Source organism: Shewanella psychrophila (assembly GCF_002005305.1).
GTDB lineage: Bacteria > Pseudomonadota > Gammaproteobacteria > Enterobacterales > Shewanellaceae > Shewanella > Shewanella psychrophila.
The window spans coordinates 5,133,878-5,150,638 of record NZ_CP014782.1 but is presented as its reverse complement, the minus strand read 5'-3'; the positions used below and the strand labels follow the sequence as shown (position 1 = coordinate 5,150,638).

The following is a 16,761-nucleotide window of genomic DNA, read 5'->3' as shown; positions in this document are numbered from 1 at the left end:
CGCTTAGGCTTATGAGCGTGCCTGACTCACTAGTATTACTGCTTCCCCTGCTTGGATACTTTTAAAATATCTTCCATGTCGATATCTACGGTAAAGCTGCCGACGACCTGACGTGGCGGGAAATCTTTAAAGCTGGCCATCATCTGCTTCACCTTTATTTGTGCCGGTATCACCAGGAAGGCTCGCTTGTACCACCAGTTGTCGTAACCGAAACCTTGGTCACCTTTCTCATAGGGATCGACCGCTAAGTCGAAAAGTTTAGGCACCCGCAGCGTCGTTTGTGCTTGGGTCCACACCGCTATGCCCTTGTTCTCCTGTATTTTGAAATGAAACTTCCAACGACCGTCGCGCATCGCCAGCAACTCGCCGTCATCAGACCAATAGAAGAATGAATTACGGGCACTCTTATCTGATTGTTTCGTCAGATAATCCACTTGATTATAACCATCTAGATGATTGCGATAACTCCTGCCATTACTGGACTTATATCCGGTTAATAGCTCTTTTTTGATCTTATTGTTGCCCGCGATACTGACTAAGGTAGGGAACCAGTCAGCCGACGAGACTATGCCGTTGAACTTAGAGCCAGGCTTTATATGGTCAGGCCATTTTATCAACGCGGGTACCCGGAATCCGCCTTCCCATGCAGTGGCTTTCTCACCGCGGAAAGGGCTGGTGGCCGCGTCGGGCCAGGTGGCATTCATCGGGCCATTATCTGTGGTGTAGATGACGATAGTATTGTCATCGATATCCAGCTGCTTAAGCTTGTCCAGTAGGTTTCCTATGTGATTATCATGTTCCACCATGCCGTCGGCGTAATCCCCTAGACCTGTGACACCGGAATGCTCCTTACTAACATGGGTATAGTTGTGCATGCGGGTGGTGTTGTACCAGAGGAAGAAGGGTTTCTCTTCGGCAACTTTTCGCGTCATAAAGTCATTGGCGGCGTCTAAGGTTTCATCGTCTATGGTCTCCATGCGCTTGCTGGTTAAGGCGCCAGTGTCTTCGACGCGTGCCCCTTGTTTAGATGACAGCAGTCCCGAGCTTTCTCGGCTGGTATCGGCTGTGGACTTGATGACACCTCTGGGGCCGAAGCGCTGCTTAAACGCCGCACTCTTGGGATAATCCGGGTTTTCGGGTTCCTCTTCGGCGTTAAGATGATAAAGGTTGCCCAGAAACTCATCGAATCCATGTTCTGTTGGCAACATGGTATCCCTATCTCCCAGGTGGTTTTTACCAAATTGGCCGGTGGCGTAGCCGAGATCTTTCAGGGCCTGAGCCATGGTGATGTCTTGGGGTTGAATACCTTGTGGCGCGCCGGGAAGGCCGACCTTACTCAGTCCGGTTCGTACCGGCATCTGTCCTGTGATAAACACCGAGCGTCCAGCTGTACAGGATTGCTCGGCATAGTAAGAGGTCAGCAGGGCGCCCTCATTGGCTATGCTGTCGATATTCGGCGTCTGGTAGCCCAGCATGCCATTATTGTAGGCTGAGATGTTGCCATAGCCGATATCGTCACCGAAGATAACGACTATGTTGGGCTGTTCGGCCGCGAATACGAGTCCGCAGTTGAGCAGGGCGAGGCTAGCTAGGAGTCTGTTTATTATTTTTATCATTATTATGTCCATTTAAAGTCGAGGGCTAATGAGCCGGTATATAAGTGCCGTAGCCCATTTCCTTGCCTAGTGCTGGGACGATTTCATCATTCTCGAAGGCAAGCTTGCCGTTGATAAATACCTGCTCAACCAAACCTGGGTTGCGGTTGACCAGACGTTGTAAATCGAAGTTCTCCATTTCGGCCCAGCTGACTTGCTCTAGGTTTTGTTTAAATTCTTCTGGGTTGATGATGACAACATCGGCGCGATCCCCTTGCTGAATTCTGCCCGCATCTATGCTGAACCACTCAGCCTGATCCCCTGTCATGCGCCAGACGGCTTTCTCCATCGTCATCATGGCATCGCCTTCGTCAATGGACTCACTCACTAACTTGAGCATGCGAAGTGGCAGGTTATAGAAGGCCATATTGCGGATATGTGCCCCGGCATCGCTGAAGGTGATAAGGGATTTTTTATCTTTTACCATCTTCTTCAGCACATGTTTTCTGTGGTTGGCGACTGTGGTGTACCAGCGCAAGTCAGTGCCGTACTGGACAACCAAGTCTAAGAAGAGATCCACCACATGTATGCTTCTGTGGTTAGCGACATCGGCAAAGTTTTTACCGACGATGGACTCGTCGGGGCAGGCGAGGATAACGGCATCGCCAAAGTCTCTCTGCCATACTCTGGGGCTGAGTTTCTCGCCGTAGAACTTTCTAAAATCCCGACGGTACTTCTCATCTTGTAGCAGCTTGTTTCGCTCTAGCTTATCTTTCAGATCTAGCGCCAGCTCGCCGGCACCGAATTCCTCGAAAAACACCACATCTATGCCGTCGGCATAAACGGTGAACGGGGTGGGCAGAACCTGCCAGCGAAAATCGCCGTTGAAGAAGTTGGTGACGCGGGCGGCGAGATTAGTGATCTTGCTCAGATACACACTGCCCTTAAGATCCATGCGGCTGATTAATGTGGTCTTGAGGCGCTTTTGAAAAATACCCATACACTCACGCATGTACTGGTTTATCTGCAAGATGGCTGCGGCATTGGGAGCGCCCTGATGCACGCGGTCGTACTTGCGCACTAGCTTGTTGAGACGAGAGACCTCTTTCCATTTCGAATAGGTGCTGGGTAGACTCTTGGACCACTCACGGTTGCCATCCAGTTTGTCCCACTTTAAGCACATGGTGGACAGGCCAAGAAAGCCTACCTCTAGAGACTCCTGCAACAGGCTCTCCATCTTAATCATCTCGGCTTCGGTGGGCACCACACGAATATCGGTGGAGCGGCTTAAGCCCATCACACCTACGCGCATGTCGCTGTGGCCTAGCATGCTAACGACGTTTGGCCCCAAGGGATGGGTCTTGATGTATTCGACCCATTGCTTAGGCGTACTCCAGGTCTTGTGCTTCTTGAGGATTGGCAGCACCTTCTCACGGGGCACGGTCTCGACTCGGGTGAAGATATCGGAGGCGTCTTCATATTCGCTGCAGATCATGCTCAATGAGCAGCTACCCACTAAGACTGTGGTCACGCCGTGACGAACTGACTCCGAGAGGCTAGGGCTGACGATTAGCTCGGCATCATAATGGGTGTGTGTATCGATAAAGCCAGGCATAACCCATTTTTCTTTAGCGTCTATGATGTGTTTGCAATCTGTTTCGTCTATTGGCGAACTAGAGACTAGAGCTATCTTGCCCTGTTTGATTGCGATATTTTGAATAGAAGATGATGCGCCGGTTCCATCAAAATATCGGCCACCCTTGATAATCGTATCGTATGCTGACATGCGTAACTCCGATGTTATTAATTATTGTTATCAAATCGATTCAATCAGGTTAAGGCTTGTCTAATTTTCATTCTTGTTATTTGGTGACAAATTAGTCATTATTTAATCGCAGCTACTTTGTGCTGATGCTTTGAGTTGAAACCTTGAATAGAGAAGCTTGTTATGAAACAACACTATTTGATTCGCAGTGGCTCCCTGTCAGGCTTCGACGATCTGGTTTCTGAGTTGGGGGGCAACAGCGAAGACCTGTTATCTCAATGTGGTTTGTCCAGAGATGATTTTAGTAATCCAGATAATATGATCGCCTTCGCCGACATGATTAACTTACTCGAACTGGGCGCCGAGCAGCTCGACTGTAAGGATTTTGGTTTGAGGTTAGCCGCTATGCAGGGCGTCGAAGTGTTAGGCCCGGTGGGGATGCTGATGTTGAGCAGCCAAACCGTTCGTGAGGCACTAGCCAATGCTCAGAGATATATGGCGGTGCACAGTCATGGTGAGTATTGGATGGTCAGGGAGATTAATCAGAGCGCGTTGATCGAGCGCTATCAAGTCTTTCAAGACATAAGCCATGCTAAGCAATATAAGGAGCTGTCCTTCGGTGTTTGTTTACGTCTAATTAAGGCGCTTATAGGTAGTCAGACTAAGGTTGAGCGCTTGGAGTTTGCTCACGCGCCTATCTCTGATAATGGGGTTTACCGAAAGTACTTCGAGTGCCAAGTGGTTTTTAATCAGGAAAATGATCGGCTGATCTTAGATAGCGCTTATCTATCGCAAGATATTCAACTCATCTCTCAAGAAGATAAATATCTGATTGAGGTGTACCTCAAGTCTCTTATCGATCAGTTTGGCGATGATATCGAGCGAAAAATCAAAACCTTGATACTACAAACCATGGGGATCAGGGAGGCAAACATCGAGGATATCGCCCAGCTGCTAAACATGAATAAACGAACGGTGCAGAGAAGGTTAAAGGATAAGGGGCTGACATTTAAGCAGCTGCTTATTGATGTGCGTATTAGCACGGCATGTTGGCATCTGGAATCCAGTAATATCGATATCACCTTGTTGTCTGAGGTGCTAGGTTTTGGTGATGTCAGCGCGTTTTCAAAGTCATTTAGAAACAGAATGAATAGCTCGCCGTTACAGTGGCGCAAGGCGAGTAATGAAAAGGCTAAATGACTCCGAGCTAGGTGTTAAGAGTCTGCTTTGGCTTTACTGACTAGTCCGGAGCAAAAACTGACAAAGTGTTTATCGGCGAGCTTACCCACGTTGGCCATGATAAGTAATCCAATGGTCATGGCCATAAAAATAGATGCCCATCATAGGTCGATGAGCTAATACTCGGCTCTAGCCTTACCGACGAGTCCGGAACAGAAACTGGCAAAGTGTTTATCGGCGAGCTTACCCACGTTGGCCATGATAAGTAATCCAATGGTCATGGCCATAAAAATAGATGCCCATCATAGGTCGATGAGCTAATACTCGGCTCTAGCCTTACCGACGAGTCCGGAGCAAAAACTGACAAAGTGTTTATCGGCGAGCTTGCCTACGTTGACCATGATAAGTAATCCAACTGTCATTGCCGCAAACATCGTCCCCATCATAGGCCAGTGAATAGTCCCGGATAGCGCTACGATTACTGTGCTCATTACAAGTATTGCCGCCCACAAAATTACCAGTCTCATTGCTATATCTACCTTAATTATCAGTGTCTTAAAGTTCATATCTAGAATAGCTTACAGGGGCTGAACCTTTACTGAACGCCGTACCGATTTATTCATAAGTTAGAGTCACCATTGGCCATATATTTACTATCGCTATTTTTGTTATATTAGCTGTCGATATTTTATGCCTAGAGCCAGAATGACAGACGATAAAAGTAAAGCTGCCAATTTTCAGACGTTACTATTTCATCGAGTTTCTTCAGTTTGATAAACCGGAAGAGGAAGTTTGGCCCCATCCTAATAAGTTTTTGCTTGAGAGTTTGTAGGCTTATAATGCACAGATATGATCTAAGTTGGTTAATGTGTTGAAGAATAAAACCTACAATCGAGTTGGTCCTGATTATCGTTTCGACGAACAGGTGACCTTTCACGATATCAAAGAGACTTTCGGCTTGAACCATATACGCATAGGTAGCTGGGTCGAGGAAGAGGAGAAGCACAAGGCGGCTAACCTTATCTTCGACTCTTTAGCCGATCTGGCTTTTATTCTGAAACTGCCGCCAATTGCTATCGGGCTCAGACAAACCCTCAACCTCGCATTTGGTAGTGGTGGTCAGCAGGGTGTTCAGGCTCATTATATGCCCGCAGGGCGTGAATTGGCACTGGCTAAAAATGCTGGGGCTGGGGCGTTAGCTCATGAGTTTTGGCATGCATATGATCATTACATAGCAGCTAAAGCGTTTAGGGTTAATCCTCATAGAGGCGCTCGTGGTACTTCTTTCGCTAGCAGTTGTTGGCTCGCCGATGTCGCTTCGATAAAACATCCGTTAAATCAGCGGCTCGAGCAGGTATTTGCGACGACTTTTCTGAGCCATGATGGTCTGGACAGTCATGAGTATGTCGACCGCGCGGTTGCGTTAGATAATCAATATGGTCGGCAGTATTTCTCTAAGCCTACGGAGCTTATGGCGAGGGCATTTGAAGCCTGTATCGAGTCCTATCCGGAGATCAGTAACCCTTATTTAGTCGATGAGACCTTGAAGTCGCAACTTGCAACGGCTGGCGGTTATCCGGAGCTTGAGCATCGCCAGCAAATTTTCAATGCGTTAATGGCTTATTTTGAACCGCTAGGAATAGCAATGATGAAAAAATAAAAATGTTGTTAATGTTGTAAGCTTCTTAGATTAGTGGCTTGAATATAAATGTCCGTATCATACTTAAGTTGGTTCGCTTCAATCACTTCAGACTCCTCCAAAAGACTCATATCACGTTTCCTTTATAAAATTTTATATCTAATTGTAAAAAACTAAATAAAAATGTATGGGTTCGACATCGATAAAGATGATGGGAAATCAGTCATCATTAGCCCTGATGCAATTGGTATTACCGCCTTTTTACGCTGGTAATAATTATAACGGCGGGGCCGTGGGGCTTAAGGTTATATTGATTGGCAATAAAACCTACAAATTAATGATGGGAAGGTGATGGAAAAATGATTTTACCGATAAACTTATAGACTATGTTGTTTTTAAACGTGTTTGTGCTAGATTTTTATTCTGCATTTGCCACTTGTCATAGCTTTATAATTGCTCTTTAATATTTGTTTCCGTGGCAAAAGTATTTATTTAAATTAGAACTTGTGGTTGAGTTTATGCTACAGGGCTAGGAGAGTGAAATGATACTTTCTGTCATGAATCATATATCTTTAAAGTTAAATCAGTTTCTTAAAAATCAGTTTGAGTTAGTCGAAGATGTAGTCGTTGTGTCTAATCTTGTTGACCATGACGGCGCAATATCAGCCAATGTAAATAATCGTGTGGTTATTTTTTTGACCAATATTGAGCGTGAAACAGCCGCAAAAACTCACTATATGTCGTCAGGTGTAGGTGGTGACTTTACACAGCATCAACCAGTACATCTCAATTTATACTTGATGGTTTGTGCCAATTTCAGTGGCGCTAATTACAATGAATCGTTGAAATTCATCTCCAGTGTTGTCGGCTATTTTCAACAGCAGCCTGTGTTTAATCATCAAAACTCTCCTGATCTTGACAGAGACATAGAAAAAATTGTTCTCGATATAGAAAATGTTAAAAATCATGACTTAAGTAACATGTGGGGGATGTTTGGGGCTAAATACTTACCTTCAATTCTGTATAAAGTCAGAATGATAACTATTGATAATAAGGCGGTCATTTCCAGAGTATCTAAGACATCGTCGGTAAACGTATCTGTAAAATCAGAGAGTGATTCGCAGTGACAGGGTTTCGAGTGCTGTTTTCTGTGGTCATCCATCATGATTTTTTTGAGTCAGGATTCTGTAATGACATTAATGTAGAGCCAAGCCGAGCAACGCTTGCTCAAGCTAAGAATAGTGGGATCATATTTAAACCATGTTTAGGTGGTTTATTGGTGTTATGTGATGCGGAAAAAATTCCCATACTACAGCTTTATATTGAAGATGAAGGTTTAGCATTTGATTTTTATATAACGAGTAGCGATCCTTATTTGAGTAATTACTCTTCTATAGCCTTGATGAAAGATAAACAAATGTTGTGGTTGAAGCATGATCTGAATCAAGGTGGTAATGCACTTAATGGTATTGATAAATATCAACTGCACAGCTCGGGCTGGATATCTGATGATGATTATTATTCAAAGGATAAAGTTTCTGATTACTTTGAACGTGAAACACTTGATTTTTCTGCTAAGACATTTATGTTCATCTCGATCAAACTTAATGAACAGGACTTAAATTCACTCACTGCTAACGATATCGATTCTTCAGGTTTTGTTGTTTTCTACGCCGCTGTAAATAATAAAAGCTCTTTTTGGGAGTATAGATTGCATGGCAAGAATATAAAAAGCAGCCTAGAAATTAGTGATCGAGATAAAGACATAGAATTTAATTTTATCAGCAATGAACTGTTGAATGATGGCCGTAATATTACTGTGTTTAGAAGTAGTAAAGAAATAAAATTAAAAGAATTTAGTGAATGTTATTTTCAACTTATCGATAAGCGAACCAATGGGCACCGAGTGTTAATCAAGCGGTTACCAGTGGCTCATTTTAACCATGGGTACCAAGAGGTTGTAGACACTAAATTGGCGCAAATTTCTGAAATTTTTGTCAATTTTTAACTTTAAAGGCTTAAGCATCCCCTCATAATAACCAGAGGCAGCAAGGCTTCCAGAGTATAATAAGCCAAATCACTCTATGTTCTAAAATTTATAACATGATAAATAAAGCCCTTATTCATAATCACATCGATGAACTCTTTGGCCATGACATGCATGCTAAAAGGGTCACCTCACTTGCTAATGCCGCTCACGGAGTGATTGAAAAGGGGTCACTCGCTATTCATGCCATTGGCGCTGGCTTAGCCCAAGCCAATAAACTTAAGCGTAAGTCTGCTATTAAACAAGTAGACCGATTACTCAGTAATACAAAGTTAAACGTCTGGCAATTACTGGACTCCTGGGGGCCTTATATTATCGGTGCACGCAAAGAGATAGTGGTCTCTCTCGATTGGACTGAATTTGATTCAGACGACCATTCAACCATCGTACTGAGTATGCAAACAACCCATGGACGTAACACGCCACTGCTATGGAAAACCCATCGTAAACATGCTTTAAAAGGTAATAGAAACAACCATGAAGATGAGTTGTTGGTTAAGTTAAGGTCGATCGTTGCAGAGGATGTTAAAGTGACAATTGTTGCTGATAGAGGCTTTAGTGATACGGCACTATTTAACTTCATTGAACATGAGCTGGGTTTTGACTTCATCATTAGAATTAAGGCTAATATCAAAGTCACCGATGCGGTAGGAGAGCTGTTTCCAGTAAAGGACTGGCTATTACCCAGCGGCATAACAAGAACCCTTAAGGACGTTCAAATAACGGGTAATAAGCAAGCAGTCGCTCGGGTCATTTGCACCAAGAAAAAAGGCATGAAAGAAGCTTGGTATTTAGCATCAAGTCGACGTGACCTAGTGAGTAGCAAGATGTTGACTTTATATGGGAAACGTTGGGGGATAGAGACGACTTTTCGTGACATTAAAGACTATCGTTTTGGCATGGGGATGAGTGCCACCTACACGCGTTCCCCGGTACGTAGAGACCGGTTGTTTTTGCTAAGCGCCTTGGCGATAGGCTTGCTGACGCTACTAGGAAAAGCGGGCGAGGATGCTGACTTGGAAAAGACAATAAAGGCAAATACCAGTAAAACTCGCTCATACTCTCTGTTTCGCCAAGGTTGTATTTACTATGAACTGTTACCCACGATGCGAGAAGAGTGGGCAGAACCTCTAATGGATAATTTTTATCGTTACCTTAAAAACCAGCCTATTTACCGTTCAATTTTCGGGATTATTTAAAATTGAAAAATGAGGGGATCTCTAAGCTTTAAAGGAATAGATTATGGGCGTGATGAAAACACCTGGTGTGTATATAGTTGAGAAAAATGCATTTCCAAACTCAGTGGTTGAGGTAGCCACCGCTGTACCAGCCTTTATCGGTTATACCGAGAAGGCTGAAAATGGTGGAAAAAGCTTACTAAACAAGCCGTGGAGAATCACTTCTATGGCCGAGTTTCGTAGTTATTATGGCGATGCACCGATACCAGAATTTGAGATCGCAGAAAAAGCAGAAGACTCTACCGAAGATGCGGCATTTATTATCGGTGGGAAAGAGTACACCGCGGATCAATCTAACACTAAATATCTACTCTATTTCAGCATGATGTTGTTTTTTCAAAATGGTGGCGGACCTTGTTATATCGTCTCTGTCGGTAAGTACAATAATGATGTTGAGGCCGCTAAACTATCGGCTGGAATAACTCCTTTAATCAAGGAGCAAGAACCCACTATGGTAGTGATTCCTGAGGCGATGTTGTTAGCTGAAGATGACTGCATTAGTGTTCAGCAAGCTGCTTTAGCCCACTGCGGCGGAGTTATGAGAAATCGTGTCACTATCTTAGATGTATGGAATGGCTTTAAAGATAGGCAAGACCCTGATGGTGATTGTATTGATAACTTCCGCTCTAAATTAGCAGGGCGACCGCATGAGTGTTTATTTTTTAGTCGAGCTACATAATCCAGCGAGTAAAACTTTCTCTAGATGTTGAGGATTCATTAAGCAGCGCTTTTGTTTACCAACGATGCTGAGTTTGGTCGGTTCTTTTCTAAGCATGTTGAGAGCCATATGCCTCAAGTAAGCTAGATTTTCAGCGCCGTTATTTTTGTATATCTGGCATGTATCTTCGTTCATGTTGACATCCAAGACCCAGTGCATTGACTCGATACCCCAATGTTCACGAGTAGCACTTAAGGCTTGCTCTGCTGATAACTCTTTCGAACTAATATAGTAACGATATTCAAGGCTTATCGCCTTACCTTTAACCGCCCTAAAACTTTCAACCATAACAATGCATTTGAGTGCTTCCCAGCGTGAGAAATCACCTTCGAGTTCAGCCGAATTTAAAACATAGCACGTTCGATTTTCAATACGACCATGGCCTGTTTCTATATTGAAATCATCATTACTTAAGCCTGCTGAACGATGCTGACTAAAAGCTTGATTTACCGCTTTAGCTAAGTGGCCTTGATTGCTTTTTACAGCCAGTAGGTAATCACCACCTTTGTCGATGATCGCTTTAGCAATAGCCGTTTGACAGCCCATAGCATCGATTGTCACTAGCGCTCCGCGTAGATCTAGCATTTTTAAAAGCTCTGGGATTGCCGTAATTTCATTACTTTTTTGGTCTGATTTTAATTGACCAAGTACCAGCTTATTTGCTGAAGCATAAGCACTTATCATATGAATAGTGCTGTTTCGGTCATCACGATTATATGAGCCGCGTAGCGTTTTTCCATCAATCGCAATGACTTCCCCATTAGTTAGCTGGTGAACCGATTGCATCCATGCTAGAAAACACTCGTTAAAACTATCAGGATTAATCACAGAAATTGTTCTAGCAATTGTATCGTCAGTAGGGATCCCGCCTGTAAACATTTTTTGCGTTTTGAACCAATGGTGGTGACCAAGAATGTATTCTCGGATATCGAACCAACCATTCGAACCTGCAATAACAGCGCAAAGAGAACCGAACAATATATCGAACAATGGATAGGTGATTTTTGCACTTTGGCGGTGGTCGTCAATCGCGCCAAAATGCTCTTTGAATGATTCAATATACATAATGAGACTCCTTAAAAAGGAGTATAAGATCACAAGCACTTGATCAGGTCAATATTTTGCTGAAACGGCTCAAATAACGTTCACGATCTGACCCTGTCTAAATTAGGTATCAACTATCTTGATTATTCGGCCGCTTACTACCCTTGGTTAAATACAACTATCGTTCAAGATAGTGACCTCAGCTATGCAAACATTTCAAACATTGATGTACTGACAGATCTGTTAAAACAAGAAGTTGCTACAGGTTTCACTGACCTTGATGGATTGAGTGATGATGATCTTGCCACGCCTGGTAATAAATTAAGAGCGGCAAAGAGAGATCAAATGCTAGCAGAGGTTGAAACCATTGCTACCGTTGATGGAGATGCACAAAAGCATCTGCTGCATAAAACGCTGACATCAATGAGCCTGATGTATGGCAATATTCTGTTAGATATCAAAGGTAAATTGAACCTACTTCCTCCTTCGTCTGCGATGGCGGGGATATACACCATGGTTGATAACGCTCGTGGTGTATGGAAAGCCCCTGCCAATGTCAGTCTCAACGCCGTGATTTCACCCGCAGTGAACATTTCTCACGATGAGCAAGAAGATCTCAACGTCACCACCCAAGGTAAATCTATCAATGCGATACGCACATTTACTGGAGAAGGTACTTTAGTTTGGGGCGCCAGAACTTTAGATGGGAATAGTCTAGATTGGCGCTATGTCAGTGTGAGAAGAACGCTAATCATGCTGGAAGAGTCGATTCGTCTTGCTTCTAAAGCGTATGTATTCGAGCCCAATACGGCCAACACATGGGTCACTATGGATAGCATGATCACTAACTTTCTAACTGGCATTTGGAAGCGAGGAGGCTTGGCTGGTGCTTCTCCAGCCGACGCGTTCAATGTCAGTGTTGGATTAGGAAGTACCATGACGAGTGAAGATATTTTAGAGGGGATACTCAGAATCACTGTGTTAGTGGCCGTGACTCGCCCTGCTGAATTTATTGAAATCACCTTCCAGCAACAGATGCAGAAGTCATAGTCGCCGTAAATAGCTTCCAATTAAAGATGAAAAGTTAAGGAGAACGCAATGTCAGATGACGGTTCAAAACAGTCGGCCAATGTATGGCCAATGTCCAAGTTTTATTTTGAAGTTAAGTGGGCAGGTGGAGCGGGCGAAGGGATGGTTTCATCTTTTCAAGAAGTTTCAGGGTTAGATGTTGAAGCCCAGGTGATTGAGTATCGTGCTGGTGATAATAAGGTTTTTTCAACCATCAAGATGCCGGGAATAGTTAAGTCGAGCAATGTCACTCTCAAGAAGGGGGTTTTTGCTAAAGATAATAAATTCTATGACTGGTACGCAAAGATCAAGATGAACACAGTTGCACGTACGGCTGTAACTATCAGTCTGTTGGATGAAACTGGTGCTCCGACTATGGTGTGGACTCTGTCCAATGCCTGGCCAACAAAGATCACAGGTACTGATCTTAAGTCTGATGGTAATGAAGTTGCTGTTGAAACCATCGAACTTGCTCATGAAGGGTTAGCAATAGCGAATAAGTAAGTTTGGTTAACCCAGCACACGATATACATATCGCGTGCTGGTTGTTTTAAACATAGGTAATTAAGAGAAGGCTATGTCAGACGGCTCAAAGCAAGATAGTGCTATTTGGCCTGTACCTGCGTTCTATTTTAAGGTCGCATTTCACGGTGCTAAAAACAGTTCTGATACTTCGTTTCAGGAGATTGGTGGTATTGGCTCTCAAGTCGAGACTGAGGATTATGTAGAAGGGGGCGAGAACCGCTTTGTTTATCATCTACCTAAATCAGTAAAGCACAGTAATTTAACTCTGAAACGCGGTCTTACCAAGCTTGATTCATTCTTGATTAAGTGGTGTAAAACATTTTTTGATGGTGATTTCAAGCAAGCTCTCGAACCTAAAGATCTATCGGTTCATCTCTTAGGAGAAAAGGGCACTGTGATCCGCAGCTGGAATTTTTTTCAAGCCTACCCTGTAAATTGGAAGGTCGACAGTTTTCATTCAACTAAGAATGAGGTGGCAATTGAAGAGATAGAGTTGTGTTATCAGTATTCAAATAGGGTGATGTAGTTTATGTCAGTAGAAGTTAAGCAACTAGTGATTAAGTCACATGTAGTCAGCAGCGATAAAAGTGAGCAGCTGGAGCTGATTGATGAATCTGAATTATGCCAGCATAAAGAGCAATTGCTAAAAAGTTGCTTGGGGATGATCAAACGTAATCGTAGTGAAACTCGCGAGCGTTAGGGAGAACCATGGCTAAAAAACTCACTATTGAAACCGAAGATGGATCGACCAAGTTTGAGGTGATGTTGAATCCTTCAAACTTTAATCATAATTACACGATTAAATATGATGATAAGAAAAGCAAGGCGTTAGGAATATTTTCGAGCGAAAGTAAGTTTGCAGGCTATGAGGCTGAATCTATTGATTTTACTACTGTGCTCGATGGTACAGGAGTCATTAAAACCACAAAGGCTATCGATGTCAGTAAGCAGGTCAGTGACCTTAAGAAAATCGTCTATGACTACATCGGTAAAAAGCATGAGCCTAATGTTGTAAATGTTATCTGGGGCACCCTTTATTTCGTGTGCCGATTGACCAGTTTTAAAGTGGAATATGTACTTTTTAAGCCGGATGGAACACCGCTAAGAGCAAAGATAAGCCTGGCATTTTCAGGTTTTATGACCAATAAAGAGGAGGCATTACAGTCAAAACGGTCATCTCCAGATTTGACTCATGTGATTGAATTTAAATCGGGTGACACTCTGCCTTTGTTATGTCAGCAGGTCTATGAAGACGGCTCTTATTATATGCAAGTTGCAAGGTTTAACAATTTAGACAGTTTTAGGGTCATCAAGCCTGGGACTAAATTACTATTTCCTCCATTAAATTAACTGTAGTCGACGGGGCATAGGTATATGGCAGCATCTCCTTTAAGCAACAGCGATGGCGTGATCAAATACAGTATTACCGCTGACGGCACAGCGTTAAAAGATAGCGTTAATGTGTTGCTGATAGAGGTGATATCTGAAGTAAATCGAGTGCCATCTGCACGCATTATCGTCAGCGATGGAGATATGCCAGGCAAAGATTTTCCACTAAGTACAGAGTCATGTTTTAAACCTGGAACCAGTATTGAAATTAAGGCGGGATATGCCAGCAGTGAAACCCTAATTTTTAGTGGAATAGTGATTGGGATAGGGATATCTATTGGCATGAACAATGACTCGTCATTGGTGATCGAGTGCAAAGATAAGTGTGTGGCTATGACCATCGCACGCACTAGCGCAAATTACACGAGTAAAACTGATAGTCAGATCATTGAGGATATTATCGGTACCTACTCTGGGCTCGATAAGTCGGTCAGTACTACATCATCACAATATAATGAACTTGTTCAGTTTAATTGTACCGACTGGGACTTTGTACTCTCAAGGGCAGAAGCCAATGGCTATGTTATCTGTGTCGATGCTGGAAAGCTGACAATCGGTGAACCTCAAGTGACAGGGAATGGTGAGTTAACGGTAACTTACGGAGAAGATCTTATCGATTTTTCGGCTAATCTCGATGCTAGATATCAGCTCAGTTCAGTTAACGGAGTATGCTGGGATCCCGCCACACAAAAGATCCAGCAGGAGCAGGTAGAGCCACAAACTTTAAACAAGCAGGGGGATCTATCCAGTAGCGATCTCGCTGCCACGCTTTCAATTAATAATTTTCGCCTACAAACCTCCAATACTTTAGATTCAGCATCCTTAAAAGCTTGGGCCAAAGGTCAGCAGGTAAAGTCAGCACTCGCGCGCATCCAGGGAAAAATGAAGTTTCAAGGGAGTGCAACAGCCAAAATTGGCAGTTTGATTGAGATTGCGGGAGTGGGGAGTCGTTTTAACGGCTTAGTCTACGTTAGCCGCGTTCATCATGAACTGGTTAATGGACAGTGGTTAACTGATATAGATTTTGGTATGTCACCACATTGGTCTAGCGAGCATCGTGATATATCGGCACCGCCCGCAAGTGGATTATTACCCGCTGTTGAAGGGCTTCAGATTGGTGTGGTGATGAAATTAGACGGTGATCCAAGTGGTCAAAACCGAATACAGGTACAAGTGCCTGTCTTACAAGCATCTACAGAAGGAGTGTGGGCTCGGCTTGCAACCTTTTATGCATCAGAGGACATTGGCAATTTTTTTATACCAGAAATTGGTGATGAAGTGGCTCTAGGTTATTTCAACAATAATCCCAGTGAGCCAGTGATATTAGGCAGTTTATATAGCAGCAAGCGTAAGCCTGCTTACGATCTTACTGCTGAAAATAATACTAAGGCTATTATCACTAAAAGTAAGCTGAAAATTGAGTTTAATGAAGAAGATAAAGTGATCACCATTATCACACCTGGCGAGAATAAGGTGGTGATAAGCGATAAAGATAAGTCGATCATTTTAGAAGACCAAAACAGTAATAAGCTTGAGTTGAACAGCAGCGGTATCACGTTAGACAGCCCCAAAGATATCAGCATCAGTGCTAAGGGCAAGATGACATTAAGTGCGGTAGGGGAGATGAGTTTAAGTTCAAATGCAGATTTAAAACTGGCGGGTTTAAACATTAATCAAACCGCTCAAGTTGGGTTTGTGGCACAAGGGAGTGCGTCTGCAGAGTTGTCTGCGTCTGGGCAGACCACAATCAAGGGTGCCATGGTGATGATTAACTAAGGAGTCATAGATGCCACCTGCAGCAAGGATTACTGATATGCATGTTTGTCCTATGGTGACACCAGGACTGCCGCCGATCCCTCATGTCGGTGGTCCAGTTATTGGACCCGGTGTTCCAACAGTATTGATACAAAAACTGCCAGCTAGTGTAGTTGGTGATAGTTGTGTCTGTGTGGGACCGCCAGACACTGTGGCAAAAGGGTCGGCAACTGTGATGATCAGTGGAAAACCCGCAGCCAGAATGGGAGATACCACAGTACATGGAGGCAGTATTGTTCTAGGTGCATTGACGGTAATGATAGGTGGATAGCGAACAAAGGAGAGTAATGATGAGTGTAGAACGATCATTTTTAGGCACAGGATGGTGCTTTCCACCCAAGTTTATGGCAACTGAAAGATCGGTTGAGATGGTTTCTGCTGAAGAAGATATTGAACAAAGCATACACATCATTTTGTCTACCTCACCGGGAGAGCGAGTGATGGATCCTTTGTTTGGTTGTGGTATCAAAAAAATGGTTTTTGAGGAAATCAATCAGGCCACAATTGCCAAACTAGTGCACTTAATAAGCCGTTCACTGCTGTATTTTGAGCCCAGAATTAATGTAGAACTGATTGAAATAGGCACAGACAATGCTTTGGAAGGGCGCCTTGATATTGACTTGAGTTTCACGGTGATCACGACGAATGCCAGGCGTAATATGGTTTATCCATTCTATATTTTGGAGGGAACTTTAGTTGATCTTTAAATCTGCTAGGATGCAATGTAGTAAAGGTCACC

Annotated in this window: 18 protein-coding genes; 14 read left to right on the top strand and 4 right to left on the bottom strand. The window is 43.5% G+C overall.

Going from position 1 to position 16,761, the window contains the following annotated elements; all coding sequences use genetic code 11:
• Positions 1–35: 35 nt before the first annotated feature.
• Entirely contained in the window at positions 36–1,616 is a 1,581-nt protein-coding gene (locus sps_RS22300) for an arylsulfatase (protein ID WP_077754488.1), read from the bottom strand.
• Positions 1,617–1,641: 25 nt separating this feature from the next.
• On the bottom strand, positions 1,642–3,381 hold the full coding sequence (locus sps_RS22295; RefSeq protein WP_077754487.1) for an N-acyl-D-amino-acid deacylase family protein: 1,740 nt from the start codon (positions 3,379–3,381) through the stop codon (positions 1,642–1,644).
• 162 nt (positions 3,382–3,543) lie between these two features.
• On the opposite strand from sps_RS22295, the gene sps_RS22290 reads away from it, so the two are divergent.
• Positions 3,544–4,560 carry an AraC family transcriptional regulator gene (locus sps_RS22290; protein WP_077754486.1) on the top strand — a complete coding sequence of 339 codons (1,017 nt, stop codon included), beginning with the start codon at positions 3,544–3,546 and terminating at the stop codon, positions 4,558–4,560.
• A 296-nt stretch (positions 4,561–4,856) separates the two neighbouring features.
• On the opposite strand, the gene sps_RS28570 is transcribed toward sps_RS22290, so the two are convergent.
• A complete protein-coding gene (locus sps_RS28570) occupies positions 4,857–5,030 on the bottom strand; it encodes a hypothetical protein (protein ID WP_169915877.1) in 174 nt (57 codons plus the stop codon).
• A 377-nt stretch (positions 5,031–5,407) separates the two neighbouring features.
• On the opposite strand from sps_RS28570, the gene sps_RS22280 reads away from it, so the two are divergent.
• The 5 genes from sps_RS22280 to sps_RS22260 all read left to right on the top strand — a co-directional run bounded on the left by sps_RS22280 (position 5,408) and on the right by sps_RS22260 (position 10,142).
• On the top strand, positions 5,408–6,199 hold the full coding sequence (locus sps_RS22280; RefSeq protein ID WP_077755821.1) for a CLCA_X family protein: 792 nt from the start codon (positions 5,408–5,410) through the stop codon (positions 6,197–6,199).
• Positions 6,200–6,720: 521 nt separating this feature from the next.
• Positions 6,721–7,305, top strand: a complete 585-nt coding sequence (locus sps_RS22275) for a Pvc16 family protein (RefSeq protein WP_077754484.1) — start codon at positions 6,721–6,723, stop codon at positions 7,303–7,305.
• Positions 7,302–8,186 carry a hypothetical protein gene (locus sps_RS22270; RefSeq protein ID WP_077754483.1) on the top strand — a complete coding sequence of 295 codons (885 nt, stop codon included), beginning with the start codon at positions 7,302–7,304 and terminating at the stop codon, positions 8,184–8,186. Before sps_RS22275 ends, sps_RS22270 begins: the two co-directional genes overlap by 4 nt.
• Before the next feature lie 95 nt (positions 8,187–8,281).
• Positions 8,282–9,424 (top strand): IS4 family transposase, encoded by a 1,143-nt coding sequence (locus tag sps_RS22265; RefSeq protein WP_077751384.1) that lies wholly within the window; start codon positions 8,282–8,284, stop codon positions 9,422–9,424.
• Between the two features lie 43 nt (positions 9,425–9,467).
• Positions 9,468–10,142, top strand: a complete 675-nt coding sequence (locus tag sps_RS22260; RefSeq protein ID WP_218919605.1) for a hypothetical protein — start codon at positions 9,468–9,470, stop codon at positions 10,140–10,142.
• On the opposite strand, the gene sps_RS22255 is transcribed toward sps_RS22260, so the two are convergent.
• A complete protein-coding gene (locus sps_RS22255) occupies positions 10,119–11,246 on the bottom strand; it encodes an ISAs1 family transposase (protein ID WP_077751231.1) in 1,128 nt (375 codons plus the stop codon). The genes sps_RS22260 and sps_RS22255 overlap by 24 nt on opposite strands.
• 324 nt (positions 11,247–11,570) lie before the next feature.
• Here sps_RS22255 and sps_RS22250 point away from each other — a divergent pair, with 324 nt between their 5' ends.
• The 8 genes from sps_RS22250 (at position 11,571) to sps_RS22220 (ending at position 16,729) form a co-directional block, all read left to right on the top strand.
• Positions 11,571–12,275 (top strand): phage tail sheath family protein, encoded by a 705-nt coding sequence (locus sps_RS22250; RefSeq protein ID WP_237157919.1) that lies wholly within the window; start codon positions 11,571–11,573, stop codon positions 12,273–12,275.
• 48 nt (positions 12,276–12,323) lie between these two features.
• Positions 12,324–12,797, top strand: coding sequence for a phage tail protein (locus sps_RS22245; RefSeq protein WP_077754482.1), 474 nt, complete (start codon positions 12,324–12,326; stop codon positions 12,795–12,797).
• Positions 12,798–12,870: 73 nt separating this feature from the next.
• The gene (locus sps_RS22240) at positions 12,871–13,344 is read left to right on the top strand and encodes a phage tail protein (RefSeq protein ID WP_077754481.1); all 474 of its coding nucleotides are present in this window, start codon (positions 12,871–12,873) and stop codon (positions 13,342–13,344) included.
• A gap of 3 nt (positions 13,345–13,347) precedes the next feature.
• Positions 13,348–13,518: a DUF5908 family protein gene (locus sps_RS28565; RefSeq protein WP_169915875.1), complete on the top strand. Its 171-nt coding sequence runs from the start codon at positions 13,348–13,350 to the stop codon at positions 13,516–13,518.
• An 8-nt stretch (positions 13,519–13,526) separates the two neighbouring features.
• The gene (locus tag sps_RS22235; protein ID WP_077754480.1) at positions 13,527–14,168 is read left to right on the top strand and encodes a CIS tube protein; all 642 of its coding nucleotides are present in this window, start codon (positions 13,527–13,529) and stop codon (positions 14,166–14,168) included.
• A gap of 24 nt (positions 14,169–14,192) precedes the next feature.
• Entirely contained in the window at positions 14,193–15,983 is a 1,791-nt protein-coding gene (vgrG, locus tag sps_RS22230; protein WP_077754479.1) for a type VI secretion system tip protein VgrG, read from the top strand.
• 10 nt (positions 15,984–15,993) lie between these two features.
• Positions 15,994–16,293, top strand: coding sequence for a PAAR domain-containing protein (locus sps_RS22225; RefSeq protein ID WP_077754478.1), 300 nt, complete (start codon positions 15,994–15,996; stop codon positions 16,291–16,293).
• 16 nt (positions 16,294–16,309) lie between these two features.
• A complete protein-coding gene (locus tag sps_RS22220; protein ID WP_218919604.1) occupies positions 16,310–16,729 on the top strand; it encodes a GPW/gp25 family protein in 420 nt (139 codons plus the stop codon).
• Positions 16,730–16,761: the final 32 nt, after the last annotated feature.

Excerpts from the sequence above, each read along its gene's own strand:
- sps_RS22265 (WP_077751384.1), top strand. The coding sequence starts at position 8,282 with ATGATAAATAAAGCCCTTATTCATAATCACATCGATGAACTCTTTGGC.
- vgrG (WP_077754479.1), top strand. The coding sequence starts at position 14,193 with ATGGCAGCATCTCCTTTAAGCAACAGCGATGGCGTGATCAAATACAGT.
- sps_RS22240 (WP_077754481.1), top strand. The coding sequence starts at position 12,871 with ATGTCAGACGGCTCAAAGCAAGATAGTGCTATTTGGCCTGTACCTGCG.
- sps_RS28565 (WP_169915875.1), top strand. The coding sequence starts at position 13,348 with ATGTCAGTAGAAGTTAAGCAACTAGTGATTAAGTCACATGTAGTCAGC.
- sps_RS22245 (WP_077754482.1), top strand. The coding sequence starts at position 12,324 with ATGTCAGATGACGGTTCAAAACAGTCGGCCAATGTATGGCCAATGTCC.
- sps_RS22220 (WP_218919604.1), top strand. The coding sequence starts at position 16,310 with ATGATGAGTGTAGAACGATCATTTTTAGGCACAGGATGGTGCTTTCCA.
- sps_RS28570 (WP_169915877.1), bottom strand. The coding sequence starts at position 5,030 with ATGAGCACAGTAATCGTAGCGCTATCCGGGACTATTCACTGGCCTATG.
- sps_RS22235 (WP_077754480.1), top strand. The coding sequence starts at position 13,527 with ATGGCTAAAAAACTCACTATTGAAACCGAAGATGGATCGACCAAGTTT.
- sps_RS22300 (WP_077754488.1), bottom strand. The coding sequence starts at position 1,616 with ATGATAAAAATAATAAACAGACTCCTAGCTAGCCTCGCCCTGCTCAAC.
- sps_RS22290 (WP_077754486.1), top strand. The coding sequence starts at position 3,544 with ATGAAACAACACTATTTGATTCGCAGTGGCTCCCTGTCAGGCTTCGAC.
- sps_RS22275 (WP_077754484.1), top strand. The coding sequence starts at position 6,721 with ATGATACTTTCTGTCATGAATCATATATCTTTAAAGTTAAATCAGTTT.
- sps_RS22225 (WP_077754478.1), top strand. The coding sequence starts at position 15,994 with ATGCCACCTGCAGCAAGGATTACTGATATGCATGTTTGTCCTATGGTG.
- sps_RS22260 (WP_218919605.1), top strand. The coding sequence starts at position 9,468 with ATGGGCGTGATGAAAACACCTGGTGTGTATATAGTTGAGAAAAATGCA.
- sps_RS22255 (WP_077751231.1), bottom strand. The coding sequence starts at position 11,246 with ATGTATATTGAATCATTCAAAGAGCATTTTGGCGCGATTGACGACCAC.
- sps_RS22295 (WP_077754487.1), bottom strand. The coding sequence starts at position 3,381 with ATGTCAGCATACGATACGATTATCAAGGGTGGCCGATATTTTGATGGA.
- sps_RS22250 (WP_237157919.1), top strand. The coding sequence starts at position 11,571 with ATGCTAGCAGAGGTTGAAACCATTGCTACCGTTGATGGAGATGCACAA.